Below are 12,286 nucleotides of genomic sequence, written 5' to 3'. Positions count from 1 at the left end.
GCAGCGCGTGGGGCGGCACGCTTTCGGCAGCTTTGCTGCGCAAAGCGCCTGTTGCGGCGTGACATTCCGCTGCGCGAAATGCAGGTTGGTGAGAGATTGATAACGACCCAAGCGGGACCCGTTACGGCTGCTTCCTTCCGGATCTGACCGGGTTGGCGAGGCGCCTGCCCGCACCAACCTCTCAAGGGCCCATATAAGCGCCAGATGGGTGGGATGCAAGCCTCACAGAGTGAGGCGCAGACGGGCAAATCCGGTGCTGTTGCAGGCCATGCTGGCCGGCTCGAGGGGCTTGATTTGATCAAGGTAACGCAGCGCGTGCGGGCTGGTATAAAAAACCGCCTCGACCCCAGATTGCGGAACAAACGACCAGGGCGGTGTCGCATCAAAAACGGTGTCCCGAGGTGCTGCAAGCGCCTTGATAAAGGCGGTTTCGGCGCGGTCGGGGTGGCGCAGGATGATATTGTCTTCGGTGATGCGGTCATACCCGCCACCGCCTGCGGCGCGAAACTGGTTGGTGACCAGTACAAACTGCTGATCATCCGTGACCGGCCTGTCGTTGCAGCAAAGCGATGCGATTCTGTTGTGCGGCGGCTGGCTGGGGTCGATCTGATAGGTCACGCCATAGATGGTGTCGAAGTTGAACGCCGGGATGTCATTGCGCAGCAGGTTCTGAGCCGCCTGTCCGGGCACGAGCGTGGTGTAGGCGGTGGCTGCAAGCTCAAGATGGCGGCGCAGCGTGCGGCCCGTGACCCGGAGTGCCCAGATGCGATTGGCATAGGGATCAAGCCCGGCAAGGTGGCGACGCAGGACAGGGCCTTTGGGAATATGCAGAAAGTTGTCGGGACCGTCACGCCCGCCCGCGCTGTGCGCTGATGCAGTCGCGAGCAGGGGCAGGTTTGCGTAGGCTGATCCGCGCAGTGCGTCGCGCACCCGTCGCGCTTTGGCATCTGCGCAGAAGGCACCGGTGCCGGTTGGGGCGGCAAGCGAGAAATAATTGTGCAGATCCCTGTCGATGGTGCCCACGGGTTTGGCCAGATGTGCGCGGAAGGCGCGCTTGGCTCTGGCGGATGCGGCCACGATGGCCGGGGCGGCGGGGGTTTGCGGTGTGTTGTGGCGCAGGGCGGTGGTGTGGCGGACGACCTTCCACGGCTCACCCGGGGGGCGGGATACGGTAAGATCCATGACGCCCAAATCAGACCCACCATGGCCTGGCATCATGGCAGGGACGGACAGCAGTGTCCCTTGTCGGGGGTCTACCCCATTGGTGGACACCGCGCCCCCGGTGGGAAAGCGGCGGTGGGTGTGGCCGGTGATCAACGCGTCGATCCCGGGGATCTGCGCCAGCGACAGCGCGTTGTCTTCCGTGTAGGCGGGCATTTCGCTGTCTTCCGAGAGGCCCATGTGGGCAAGTACTATGACAACGTCTGCACCTTCGGCGCGCAGGTGCGGGACCATGGCGCGCAGGCAGGCGGCGGCGGGTTTGGCGCGTTCGAACCCCGACAGGGCGTGCCGATTCCAGACGTTTGTGAGGGCGGGCAGCACGGACAACACACCGATGTGCAGCGTCTGTGGGCCGGTACCTTGCGGTCCGGGAACGGCAAAGGAGATGCGCGTGTGATCCACCAGCGGGGCTAGGCCATCGCCGGCAAGGTTGCTGGCGATCAGGGGGGCATGCATCTGCCGCGCCACGCGGCGCAAATAGTCGAGCCCGAAATCGAGGTCATGATTGCCGATACCGATGGCGTCGTAGTTCAGCGCATTCATGGCGGCGATGGCCGGGTGATCCGCGGCGACGGGTCGACGCGCCAGCCAGTCCCCCATCGCGCAGCCCTGCAGCAAATCGCCATTGTCGAGCAGCATACACAGCTGGTTTTCCTTTTGTGCCTCTGCGCGTGCGGTGTTGATCAGCGTGGCCAGACCCGCAAGCCCATGACGGGGCGTGGGACGGTCCGCAATATAGTTGTACCCCATAAGTTGCAGGTGGATATCTGTTGTCGCCAACAGCCTGACCTGGGCTGTGATGGTCCCGGTCGCGCATTCGGTCTTGTTTTCAGCGCTCTGAGCCGCCTCCGGCGCGCGGATGAAATCTCTCATCTCCCTCAATCCTGCAACTTTGGATTGTTTGAAGACCAGCAGGTATGACCTGTGGGTGCAAGCGAAAACCGCTGAAGCAGCGCTTCGGGGGGCGTGGACAAGGACGAATGGTGCTGTCAAACCACGCAAGAGTGCAAAGGAAAGATCAGATGCGGCATGCAGAAACGGTGACATTTGGCGGCTCGGCCCTGGATCGGGCAGGGGAGATGCGCGGAGATGCGGCTGCTTTGAAGGCTGCCCTTGCGGATCCCAACACGCGCGCCGTGGTTTTTTGGCGTGGCAAACCCCTGATCCATCGCGCGCGGCCTGCGTCCCTTTGCCGGGTGCCGATGGACCATCCGATGCTGCAGGGCGCGATGGCGGACGCCGTTTTGCTGGGTCGCGAGGACGGTGCCGCGCGGTTTGCCTGCGACATCTCACACTGGATGCCGGAAGATCTGGATGCGGACCAACTGGGTGGTTTTCTGGACCCCACCGAGCAACGTCACCCGGACGCCCCGGAAGACAGCGTTTTTGCCGAACTGCGGCGGATCATGACATGGCTCAGCCCGCGCGATGCGGAACTGGCCGCGACCGGCAAGGCGATCTTTGGCTGGCACGATATTCACAATTTCTGTGCGCAGTGCGGTGCCAAAAGCGACGTGGCGCAAGCCGGGTGGCAGCGCAATTGTCCGGCCTGCGGGGCCTCGCATTTTCCGCGCACGGATCCTGTTGTCATCATGTTGATTACGCATGGAAATTCGGTTCTGATGGGTCGATCCCCCGGGTGGCCGGAAGGGATGTATTCGCTGCTGGCGGGGTTTGTTGAACCCGGTGAAACGCTGGAGGCCGCCGTGCGACGCGAGGTCTTTGAAGAGGCGGGCGTGCGCGTTGGCGCGGTGTCCTATCTGTCAAGCCAGCCCTGGCCCTTTCCCGCGTCCCTGATGTTTGGCTGTCAGGGCGAGGCCACGAGCCGCGAGATCACTATTGATCCGGTCGAGATCGAAGACGCGCTCTGGGTCACGCGCGAAGAGATGATGGAGATTTTCGCGGGCAATCACGCGACCATCCTGCCTGCACGCAAGGGGGCCATTGCACACTTTTTGCTAGAAAACTGGCTTGCGGACACACTGGATTAGCGCAAAAGTGGGCGGACAATAGGTTAACGAAAGATTAACACAGCGCAATCTGGGGCCGCAGCAACGGGACATCCATGAAGTTTTCGACCAGAGAAGATATCGAGGCACCGGTTGAGGCGGTGTTTGACATGCTGTGCGACTTTGAGCGTTTCGAACGGTCCGCAATGCGGCGGGGGGCCGAGGTGCAGCGGATGGATGACCTGCGGGTTCCGGGTGTCGGCATGACCTGGCGTGCAGCCTTCAATTTTCGCGGCAAAAAGCGGGAGTTGGAGCTTGAGATGGTCACGCTGGACCGTCCCAACGAGATGGTGCTGGAAAGCATGTCGCCCGGGCTGATCGGGCAGATGTCTTTCGAGATGATGGCGCTGGCACGCAATCGTACGCGCCTTTTGGTGCAACTGGAGCTTAAGCCGCTGACGCTGAGTGCGCGATTGCTGGTGCAGTCCTTCAAGCTGGCCAAGACGTCGCTGACGCGCAAATACAAGGCGCGGGTTGCTGACTATGCGAAGGGTATGGAAGAGCGGTACGCGCGCGGCGGTTGATCGTCGGTCAGTCCAGTTTGAAACCCTGATCTTTCATATAAGCGCCGAAATCGGCCCTTTCGGGTGCGCTGTATTGGCGGGCCTTGTCGTCTGACCAGCAGTAGTCAACTTTTATGCCGTAGGTCTCCGCAAAGCGCTGGCGGGCGTAGGGCTGTGTTTGACGGCGGTCTGCATCGTAGGTGGCGATGGCGTCGCGCAGCCCGTCTTCGCGGTAGTGGTCCACGTGGCAGGTCGTCGCCAGGGGGAGCCGTTCTGAGATGTGGGTTTCCTGCGCCGGATAGCCGATGGCCAGCCCGGCAAAGGGGAAGACGTGCTGGGGCAGATTCAGAAGGGTTGAGACCTTGCGGGCTTCGTTGCGCACGGCGCTGATGGGGCACGTGCCAAGGCCGACCGCGTCGGCGGCGGCGACAAAGGCACCGAGTGCGATGGCGGCGTCGGCGGCGGCATTAAATGGTGCATCGAGGTGATCGTTGGCGAAAGGAACGTCGTGCCAGTCATGCAAGAGGCGTTGGCGGCGGTTGTTGCCGCAGAAGACCGCGATCATCGGCGCGTCGGCCACCCAACTTTGGCCCGCGACCAGATCAGACAGGCGGGCGCGTTGGCCCGCGGATTTCAGCATGATGATGTCGCGCTGTTGCAGGTCGCTTTTGGTGGGAGAGGCCATGGCCACGGCGCACAGAAGGTCAAGCAGGGCATCAGGCACCGGGGTGTCGGTAAACGCGCGGCACGCGCCACGGGCGGCCATTGAGGTCAGCATGTCGGATCCCGGAATGTCGGGCACCGATGGCGCATCGGGATATCGTTGGTTTAGGGACCGTTGCATGGGGGAAGGATGATCCTGTGACATGACCGCTTTCTGCGCTTTGGAGGGTTGGCCGTGACGCTAGCGCACTTTGGCGGGAAGATTAATAGCTTTGGCGGCGGCAGGGATTTGTCGCGCCAGCCAAAAGCGGGTAACGGTGAACAGGGGAGACGCGTTCTGTCTGTGGGGGGTTTAGAGGCAGTATGAGCGACGCCAGTCATCGGGTGACGATTGAACGCGGACCGGACGGGGACGCGGTGCCGCAGGTTTTCGAGGTGCCTGCGCAGGACAATCAGACCGTCCTGGATGTGGTGTCCTGGATCCAGCAGCATGTTGATCCGACGCTGAGCTATCGGTTCGCCTGCCGGGTGGGCATGTGTGGCAGTTGCGCGATGATGGTCAACGGGGTGCCGCGTTGGACCTGTCGCACGCATATCTCAAAGGTGGTGAAAGGGGGCTCTGTCGCGATTGGTCCGCTGCGCAACCTGCCGGTGATCAAGGATCTGGTGGTGGACATGGATCCGTTCTTTGATAAGTGGGTCGCCGCCGAAGGGGTGCATCATGGCACCCGGACACGGGACGATCCGATTGCGCCTGTGGATGCCGGGAGTGCTGCAAGGGTCGCGGCGGATGCGGGGATCGAGTGCATCAATTGTTCTGTCTGTTATGCGGCCTGTGACACGGTCGCGGGCAATGACGCCTATCTTGGGCCGGCGCCGCTGCTGCGGGCGTGGACCTTGCTGAACGACGCCAAGGACGAGGGGCGCGCGGCTATTCTGGAGGCGGTTTCCGGCAGTGGCGGGTGTCACAACTGCCATGCGATGGGATCGTGCACGGCCTATTGCCCCAATGCGCTGGACCCGATGTCGGCCATCGCCGGGTTGAAACGCGAGACGGCCAGGGCGTTTTTCAGGAAGGGCGGGTGATGTTGACGCTGAGGCTGTATATGGCGCAGCGGATCACCGCCTTGCTGATGGCCCCGCTGGTGCTGGGGCATCTGGCGGTGATGATCTATGCCATTCAGGGCGGTTTGACTGCAGCCGAGATTTTGGGGCGCACGCAGGGGTCGGGCGTGTGGTTTCTGTTTTACGGGACCTTTGTTCTGGCGGTGTCGGTGCATGGGGCGATCGGGCTGCGCGTCATCGCCCATGAATGGGGCGGGTTGCGGGGCGTTGTGCTGGAGGGTGTCATGTGGGGTGCGGGCCTTGGCCTTTTTGCCTTGGGGGCACGTGCGGTCTGGGCGGTGACCTTCGCATGAGGGCGGCGCGGGGCATCACATCGCGCGCGCATCCGCTGTGGGTGGCCTATGTCCTGCATCGTTTGTCCGGTCTGGCGTTGGCGCTTTTCCTACCGGTGCATTTCTATATTCTGTCGCTCGCCTTGACGGATCCTGCGCGTCTGGACGGGTTCTTGTCCCTGTCGCTTGGGGGGGCGGTCAAGGCCGCCGAGGTCGGGTTGGTGTTTCTGCTGGCGGTGCACATGTTTGGTGGCTTGCGCTTGATGGCGTTGGAATGGTTGCCCTGGCAGCCTGCGCAAAAGACAGTGGCGGCAGCGGCCACCGCGGTGTCTTTCGCGATTGCCGTGCTCTTTTTGCTCAGGGCGGTGTGACATGAAGCTGTCGGACATCGAGCGCCATGACACGGATATCCTGATCCTTGGATCCGGCGGGGCGGGGCTGTTTGCGGCATTGCATGCCAAGCAGACAGCGCCCGAAGGTACGCGCATCGCGCTGGCGGTCAAGGGGCTGATTGGCAAATGCGGCTGCACGCGGATGGTGCAAGGCGGCTATAACGTGGCGCTGGGTGGCGGAGACACCGTTGAGCGGCATTTCATGGATACGATCAACGGCGGCAAATGGTTGCCCGATCAGGACATGGCCTGGCGGCTGTGTGAGCAGGCCGTGGTGCGGGTGCGCGAGTTGGAGAACGAGGTTGGCTGTTTCTTTGATCGCAACGCGGACGGGTCGTTGCATCAAAAGGCCTTTGCCGGGCAGACGGCGGACCGGACCGTGCACAAGGGGGACCTGACTGGGATCGAGATCATCAACCGGTTGATGGAGAAAGTGCTGGCGAGCGGTGTCGAGAAACTGCAGGAGCATCGCGCGGTTGGTCTGATCCCCACGCGCGACGGCAGCGCGCTGGCGGGCGTCCTGATGATCGATATGCGCACGGGCCGGTTCCGGCTGGTGCGCGCGAAATGTGTGATGATGGGGACCGGTGGGGGCCCCACAATGTACCGCTATCACACCCCGTCGGGTGACAAGACCATGGACGGGCTGGCAATGGCGCTGCGGGCGGGGCTCAGGCTGCGCGACATGGAGATGGTCCAGTTTCACCCCACGGGTCTGCTGGCAGGCGATCACACACGGATGACCGGAACCGTGCTGGAGGAAGGCCTGCGCGGCGCGGGAGGACAATTGATCAACCACGAGGGCCAGCGGTTCATGTTCGACTATGACCCCAAGGGCGAACGCGCGACGCGCGATGTGGTCAGCCGGGGCATCTATGCCGAGATGCGCAAGAACAACGATCCGGCGCAGGAGGGGGTGTTTATTTCGATGTCGCATCTTGGCCCCGAATGGGTGGCGGAAAAGTTCAAGGGAATGGTCCGGCGCTGTGCCGATTCCGGATTTGATCTGGCGGCGGGCAAGGTCGAGGTGGTGCCGACCGCGCATTATTTTATGGGGGGCGTGGTGGTCGATGTGGACACGCGCACCGCGATGGAGGGGCTTTACGTCGCGGGCGAAGACGCGGGCGGGGCGCATGGGTCGAACCGTCTGGGTGGTAACGGTGTTGCCAATTCCACCGTATACGGCGGGATAGCGGGGGATGTGATGGGGCGCGAGGTGGCGTCGATGTCCTTGCGCGACCCGGACGAGGAGGTACTCTCTGCCGAGTATGAGCGCGCGATCCATCCCCTGACCCGCGCCCCCGATCAGGTTCTGCCCTTGCGCAAGCAGTTGCAGGAAGTGATGTGGAAAGAGGTCGGCGTGATGCGGACGGCGACAGGCATGAAACGCGGACTGGAAGGGATTGCGCAGGTCTCGGACGCGCTGATGGAGGTGGGGGTGGATGCGGGCAATCTGGCGTTTAACCTGACGTGGCACGACTGGCTGAATATGCGGTCGCTTTGTGATATCTCTGAGGTGATCGCCAGGACCGCGTTGGCGCGCGAGAATTCGCGGGGGGCGCATTACCGCGAGGATTTCCCCAAAGATGGCGGCATCGAGAACAGCGATTTTACGGTGGCAAAGATGAAGAGTGGGAATGTCGAAGTGACGCGGGAACCAGTGGCCTTTACGATTGTGCGGCCCGGTGAGACGGTGCTGCCGGAAGGGGAGCCAGAGACACTGGTGGTGGCGTAATGATCAGGCCCGCGCATGACATAGCGTCTGTGGTAAGCCCGACCTCGGGTGGGCCCATCGTCAGTGTGCAGCGGGTATTCGGGGCCCACTTCATCGCTGCGGGCGGAGCAGATGGTGCGCAAAAAGCCCTCCCGGGGGGGAGGTCGGGCTTGCCGCAGTCGCGGCGCGTTGCGCGATAAGAGAGGGGGACACGCCACGTGATACCAATTCAGTTGATCCAATCCACCGCTGAGGTTTTGATGGACAAGGCCGCGATCGAGATCCCGCAGGATTATCTGGAGGGGCTGAAGGAGGCTGCGCGCACCGAGGACGGGGATCTGTCATCCTTTGTCCTCAAGGCGATGCTGGAAAACTACGAGGCGGCCAAGGAGGATCGCCGCGCGATGTGTGGTGATACCGGCGTGCCGCGCTGGTTTGTCAAATTGGGCAATGAGGCACGGGTTCAGGGCGGCATGGTTGCGCTTGAGGCCGCACTCAGGCGGGCCACGGCGAATGCAACCAATGGCGTGCCGCTCAGGCCCAACAGGGTGCATCCCCTGTGGCGCACGGATCATGACAACAACGTCGGCATCGGCGCGCCCGAGATCGAATACGGGTTTGAGCCCGAGGGGGAGTGGATTGATCTGATCACGGTGCACAAGGGCGGGCTTTTCGGTACCGACTACCGGATGCTGTTCCCGTCGGACGGGGTGCAGGGGATCAAGCGGTTCTATCTCGACAGTCTGATGGCCTTTGGCAAGCGGGGGCTGGCCTGCCAACCGGCGATCATCGGGATCGGGCTGGGAGGATCGAAGGATATCTGCATGACGCTGGGCAAGCGGGCCTCGACCCTGCGGGTTGTGGGCAGCAGGAATGCCGACCCGCGCATTGCCGAGATGGAGGATGAGTTCAAGGCGATTGGCAACTCTATCGGGATGGGCGCGATGGGGTTTGTGGGCAAGAATATGGTGATCGATTGCAACATCGAGGTGGGCTATTGCCACACGGGCGGCCTGCCGATGTCAGTGCATGCATTCTGCCTTTCGTCGCGCCGTGCGGTGGCGCGCATTCATGGCGATGGGCGGGTGGAGCACCGGACCGATCCGGACTGGTTCACCCCGTATCAACGGCGTGAGACGGTTGACTGGGAACCACAGCGGGAGGCGGCGGAGTGAGGCGAACTCCTTTGAAGATTTCGCGCGTTTTCACGAATAGGAGAGTTCAATGAGTCCGCGTGAAGTGCGCCTGTCCACGACGCCGAGTGCGCAAGCGATTGCTGATCTGCGCCTTGGTGATGTCGTTTACCTTGACGGTCTGATGTATACCGCGCGCGAGGGTGTCTACATGCGCGCCTTGGAGGACAAGGCCAATATCCCCCTCGAATTGCCGTCACAATCTGCGGCCAACTTTCATTGCTCGCCCGCCGCTCGGATCAACGCGGACGGGTCCTTTGACATGGGGGCTGTGACGGCTACTGCGTCATTTCGTTTTGCAAAATGGCTGCCTGAGTGGATGGCCAAGACGGGGGCAAGGCTGATTGTCGGAAAAGGGGGCATGACGTCGAAAGACTACCGTGCGTATTTTGTGCCCAACGGGGCGGTGTATCTTTCCACTGTTGGGTATGGCACGGGCGCGCTTTTGGGGCGCGGGGTGGAGCGTGTCGAGGCGGTGCACTGGAACGAAGAACTGGGGCTGGCGCAGGCCATGTGGGTGATCAGGTGCAACCGGATGGGACCGTTCATTGTGGCCTCGGACATGAACGGGGATTGCCTGTTTGAGCGCGAAAACGCCAAGATCGCAGAGAATGTGGCGCGACTGTATGAAGGCACGCGGCCCGCGACCATGAAGCGGTATGGCGAAAGTGATGACCGGACCGATGAGGTGATCTGAGGGCGGTCTGCGGCGCGGGCCTTGCGCAAGGTATTTTTAAAAGGGTGAAATGAGAAGCGGTGTGTCTTAACGCAGATCGTGGAGCTTCATGGCCTGTTGCACGGCCGCACGTGCGCGCATTGCGGCGCGGTGTTCGGCAAGTTTGGGGTAGGTGGTAATGTTGACGCCTGCGCCTTCCAGCCAGCGGGTGAACTGGAAGAGATAGGGATCGCAGAAGGTAGGGGCGGCCCCCAGAGCCCAGGGGGAGAAGGGCAGATCGGTTTCCAGATGCGCGGCGCAATCGGCCAGATTGTCAGGAACGCGGGCGCGCATGTCATCAAGGGAGGCTTCCTTGCTGGCCCAGCGTGCGCCGCGGTGCAGGTGGGCGAAAGCCACATGGGCGGTGGCGCAGAGATAGGCGCAGAGCGCACGGGCACGGGCCTGGGGGTAGGGGCCCTTGGGCAGGAGGCCCGCCTCGGGGTGGGTTGCGGCGATGTATTCGAGAATGGCGGGGTTTTCAGTGAGCAAACCGTCAGGCGTATCAAGCACCGGGATGCGGCCCTTGGGGTTGCGACGGAGGAAGGCGGTGTTTCGGTGGTCGCCATTGGGGATTGAGATCTCGGTCGCGGTGAAGGCGGTCCCGGTTTCGATCAGAAGGATATGGGCGGCCAGGGCGGAGGAGCCTTTGGAAAAATAGAACGTAAGCATCTGTGCATCCCTTGGGAGTTTGGGCATAGCAAAGACTTGTCCCGGAGGACTTGCAAGGGCGCGAAGTTTAGGGGAGGCGCTAGAAAAGCTCGCTGACCAGGATCCCCACGCCCATGGCCAGCGTCAGCAGGATCAGCAGACGCCGAAAGCCTGTGTCGCTGAGGGATTTAAAGACCGTGATGCCGATCTGTGCGGCGATCAGGCCACTGGGCAGGGCTACGACAAGTGCGCGGAGGGCTGTTTGGTCGTAGGCGCCCTTGAAAAAGAGCAACGTCACGGTGGTGATCAGGATCAGCACGTTAAAGGGTTGCAGCACCGCGCGGGTCTCGGACTTGGTCCAGGGGCGCAGCGACAGCCACATGGACGGCAGCGCACCTGAAACCCCTGCAGCCCCCCCCAGCACACCCCCGATCAACCCGATCCCCCCATCCAGGAAAGGCGTTTCACGCGAAAAGGCGGGAAGGGCAGTTCGAAAGCCGAAATAGCCGCCATAAAGAATGAGCAGGACGGCTATGGCGATCCGAAGGGTGCCTGCGTCAATGACATCAAGCAGCATCAGACCCAGCGGCACGCCTGCCAGTCCCGGCACCAGAAAACGGATAAATCGGGCAGGGTGGGCCAGTATCTCAGTTCTGACAATCCACACCCCTTGCAGACCAGCAAGCACCGACATCAGGGCGACGATGGCCACGGCGCGCATCGGGTCGAGCACGACGAGGTAAAAGCCCAGTGCAAACAAGGCCGTACCGGTACCGGCCAGACCGTTGATAAAGCCGCCTGCCGCCGCGCCCAGCACAAGAAAGGTTATCATCTCGCCGTTCATGACGGCGTTTTCACAAGCGGTGCGCCTGAACTGTCAGTGCAGCCGATCACCCCCGGCCCGCGCTGGCCGGGTAGACGCCGAGGATTTCCAGCATGTTTGTAAAATAGCCCAGTTCTTCCAGCGCGCGCTTGACGCCGGGATCTTCGGGGTGGCCTTCGATGTCGGCATAGAACTGCGTGGCGGTAAATGACCCGCCGACCATGTAGCTTTCCAGCTTGGTCATGTTGACACCGTTGGTCGCAAAGCCACCCATCGCCTTGTAGAGTGCAGCGGGAATGTTGCGGACTTCGAAAACGAAGGTGGTGATCATCTTTTCCGCGCGCCGTGTTTCGTCGATTTGCGGCGACATCAGCAAAAAGCGCGTGGTGTTATGATCAAGGTCTTCGATATCTTCTGCCAGCACATTCAGCCCGTGGATGTCAGCGGCAACTGAGCTGGCCAGCACCCCTTCGGTCATCGTGTCGGAGGCGGCAAGTTCGGCGGCAGCACCTGCGCTGTCGGCGGCGGGTTCAGAGGTGATACCGTGCTGATCGAGAAAGCTGCGCGCCTGTGGCAAGAGGACCAGGTGGGCGCGGACATGTTTGACATCTTTCAGGGCGACGCCTGGCTTGGCCATGAGCGCGATGCGTACGCGCACAAAGGCTTCGGCAACGATGTGCAGGCCGCTTTCGGGCAACAAACGGTGAATATCTGCAACCCGGCCATAGGTGGTATTTTCGACGGGCAGCATGGCCAGATCGGCGCGGCCTTCCTTCACCGCGCGAATGACGCCTTCGAACGTGGTGCAGGGGACGGGAATCACATCGGGTGCGGCTTGCAGGCAGGCCTCGTGACTGTAGGCGCCCAAAGCGCCCTGAAAGGCGATGCGCGGGGTGGTTGGGACGGACATTCGCGCACTCCTATGATAAAACGAGCGAAAAGGGGCATTTCGTCGCGCTAACTACACCTTGCCCCGCTTGAGGGAAAGCAATAGATACGCAGCCGACA

Annotated in this window: 13 protein-coding genes and 1 other RNA gene; 8 read left to right on the top strand and 6 right to left on the bottom strand. The window is 62.2% G+C overall.

Going from position 1 to position 12,286, the window contains the following annotated elements; all coding sequences use genetic code 11:
- Nucleotides 1-86 precede the first annotated feature (86 nt).
- Nucleotides 87-184: signal recognition particle sRNA small type (gene ffs / locus H9Q16_RS12375), an RNA gene on the bottom strand.
- Between the two features lie 38 nt (nt 185-222).
- Nucleotides 223-2,094: a 5'-nucleotidase C-terminal domain-containing protein gene (locus tag H9Q16_RS12370; protein ID WP_191075740.1), complete on the bottom strand. Its 1,872-nt coding sequence runs from the start codon at nt 2,092-2,094 to the stop codon at nt 223-225.
- Between the two features lie 149 nt (nt 2,095-2,243).
- Here H9Q16_RS12370 and nudC point away from each other — a divergent pair, with 149 nt between their 5' ends.
- Nucleotides 2,244-3,212 carry an NAD(+) diphosphatase gene (nudC, locus tag H9Q16_RS12365; protein WP_191075739.1) on the top strand — a complete coding sequence of 323 codons (969 nt, stop codon included), beginning with the start codon at nt 2,244-2,246 and terminating at the stop codon, nt 3,210-3,212.
- A 74-nt stretch (nt 3,213-3,286) separates the two neighbouring features.
- A complete protein-coding gene (locus H9Q16_RS12360) occupies nt 3,287-3,754 on the top strand; it encodes an SRPBCC family protein (RefSeq protein ID WP_191075738.1) in 468 nt (155 codons plus the stop codon).
- A 7-nt stretch (nt 3,755-3,761) separates the two neighbouring features.
- Here H9Q16_RS12360 and H9Q16_RS12355 read toward each other — a convergent pair whose 3' ends face one another.
- Nucleotides 3,762-4,577: a nitroreductase family protein gene (locus tag H9Q16_RS12355; protein WP_191075737.1), complete on the bottom strand. Its 816-nt coding sequence runs from the start codon at nt 4,575-4,577 to the stop codon at nt 3,762-3,764.
- Nucleotides 4,578-4,759: 182 nt separating this feature from the next.
- On the opposite strand from H9Q16_RS12355, the gene H9Q16_RS12350 reads away from it, so the two are divergent.
- The 6 genes from H9Q16_RS12350 to H9Q16_RS12325 all read left to right on the top strand — a co-directional run bounded on the left by H9Q16_RS12350 (nt 4,760) and on the right by H9Q16_RS12325 (nt 9,789).
- The gene (locus H9Q16_RS12350) at nt 4,760-5,482 is read left to right on the top strand and encodes a succinate dehydrogenase/fumarate reductase iron-sulfur subunit (protein ID WP_191075736.1); all 723 of its coding nucleotides are present in this window, start codon (nt 4,760-4,762) and stop codon (nt 5,480-5,482) included.
- Entirely contained in the window at nt 5,482-5,814 is a 333-nt protein-coding gene (locus H9Q16_RS12345) for a succinate dehydrogenase/fumarate reductase transmembrane subunit (protein ID WP_191075735.1), read from the top strand. The genes H9Q16_RS12350 and H9Q16_RS12345 overlap by 1 nt, the downstream gene beginning before the upstream one ends.
- Nucleotides 5,811-6,164, top strand: a complete 354-nt coding sequence (locus H9Q16_RS12340; protein WP_191075734.1) for a succinate dehydrogenase/fumarate reductase transmembrane subunit — start codon at nt 5,811-5,813, stop codon at nt 6,162-6,164. Before H9Q16_RS12345 ends, H9Q16_RS12340 begins: the two co-directional genes overlap by 4 nt.
- Before the next feature lies 1 nt (nt 6,165).
- Nucleotides 6,166-7,920 (top strand): L-aspartate oxidase, encoded by a 1,755-nt coding sequence (locus tag H9Q16_RS12335; RefSeq protein WP_191075733.1) that lies wholly within the window; start codon nt 6,166-6,168, stop codon nt 7,918-7,920.
- Between the two features lie 197 nt (nt 7,921-8,117).
- Nucleotides 8,118-9,074 (top strand): fumarate hydratase, encoded by a 957-nt coding sequence (locus H9Q16_RS12330; protein ID WP_191075732.1) that lies wholly within the window; start codon nt 8,118-8,120, stop codon nt 9,072-9,074.
- Nucleotides 9,075-9,123: 49 nt separating this feature from the next.
- Nucleotides 9,124-9,789, top strand: a complete 666-nt coding sequence (locus H9Q16_RS12325; RefSeq protein WP_191075731.1) for a fumarate hydratase C-terminal domain-containing protein — start codon at nt 9,124-9,126, stop codon at nt 9,787-9,789.
- Nucleotides 9,790-9,855: 66 nt separating this feature from the next.
- Here the strand turns inward: H9Q16_RS12325 and H9Q16_RS12320 are convergent, their stop codons facing one another.
- The 3 genes from H9Q16_RS12320 to H9Q16_RS12310 all read right to left on the bottom strand — a co-directional run bounded on the left by H9Q16_RS12320 (nt 9,856) and on the right by H9Q16_RS12310 (nt 12,188).
- Nucleotides 9,856-10,476 (bottom strand): glutathione S-transferase family protein, encoded by a 621-nt coding sequence (locus H9Q16_RS12320; protein ID WP_191075730.1) that lies wholly within the window; start codon nt 10,474-10,476, stop codon nt 9,856-9,858.
- A 79-nt stretch (nt 10,477-10,555) separates the two neighbouring features.
- Nucleotides 10,556-11,299 (bottom strand): sulfite exporter TauE/SafE family protein, encoded by a 744-nt coding sequence (locus tag H9Q16_RS12315; RefSeq protein ID WP_191075729.1) that lies wholly within the window; start codon nt 11,297-11,299, stop codon nt 10,556-10,558.
- 46 nt (nt 11,300-11,345) lie between these two features.
- On the bottom strand, nt 11,346-12,188 hold the full coding sequence (locus tag H9Q16_RS12310; RefSeq protein WP_191075728.1) for a prephenate dehydratase: 843 nt from the start codon (nt 12,186-12,188) through the stop codon (nt 11,346-11,348).
- Between the last annotated feature and the right edge of the window lie 98 nt (nt 12,189-12,286).

This window comes from Sulfitobacter aestuariivivens (genome assembly GCF_014763045.1).
Taxonomy (GTDB): domain Bacteria; phylum Pseudomonadota; class Alphaproteobacteria; order Rhodobacterales; family Rhodobacteraceae; genus Sulfitobacter; species Sulfitobacter aestuariivivens.
This window is presented reverse-complemented; position numbering and strand designations above follow the sequence as displayed.

Bases quoted from the DNA above. Each gene is read 5' to 3' on its own strand.
- H9Q16_RS12345 (WP_191075735.1), top strand. From the start codon at position 5,482: ATGTTGACGCTGAGGCTGTATATGGCGCAGCGGATCACCGCCTTGCTG.
- nudC (WP_191075739.1), top strand. From the start codon at position 2,244: ATGCGGCATGCAGAAACGGTGACATTTGGCGGCTCGGCCCTGGATCGG.
- H9Q16_RS12340 (WP_191075734.1), top strand. From the start codon at position 5,811: ATGAGGGCGGCGCGGGGCATCACATCGCGCGCGCATCCGCTGTGGGTG.
- H9Q16_RS12370 (WP_191075740.1), bottom strand. From the start codon at position 2,094: ATGAGAGATTTCATCCGCGCGCCGGAGGCGGCTCAGAGCGCTGAAAAC.
- H9Q16_RS12350 (WP_191075736.1), top strand. From the start codon at position 4,760: ATGAGCGACGCCAGTCATCGGGTGACGATTGAACGCGGACCGGACGGG.
- H9Q16_RS12315 (WP_191075729.1), bottom strand. From the start codon at position 11,299: ATGAACGGCGAGATGATAACCTTTCTTGTGCTGGGCGCGGCGGCAGGC.
- H9Q16_RS12335 (WP_191075733.1), top strand. From the start codon at position 6,166: ATGAAGCTGTCGGACATCGAGCGCCATGACACGGATATCCTGATCCTT.
- H9Q16_RS12310 (WP_191075728.1), bottom strand. From the start codon at position 12,188: ATGTCCGTCCCAACCACCCCGCGCATCGCCTTTCAGGGCGCTTTGGGC.
- H9Q16_RS12360 (WP_191075738.1), top strand. From the start codon at position 3,287: ATGAAGTTTTCGACCAGAGAAGATATCGAGGCACCGGTTGAGGCGGTG.
- H9Q16_RS12355 (WP_191075737.1), bottom strand. From the start codon at position 4,577: ATGCAACGGTCCCTAAACCAACGATATCCCGATGCGCCATCGGTGCCC.
- H9Q16_RS12325 (WP_191075731.1), top strand. From the start codon at position 9,124: ATGAGTCCGCGTGAAGTGCGCCTGTCCACGACGCCGAGTGCGCAAGCG.
- H9Q16_RS12320 (WP_191075730.1), bottom strand. From the start codon at position 10,476: ATGCTTACGTTCTATTTTTCCAAAGGCTCCTCCGCCCTGGCCGCCCAT.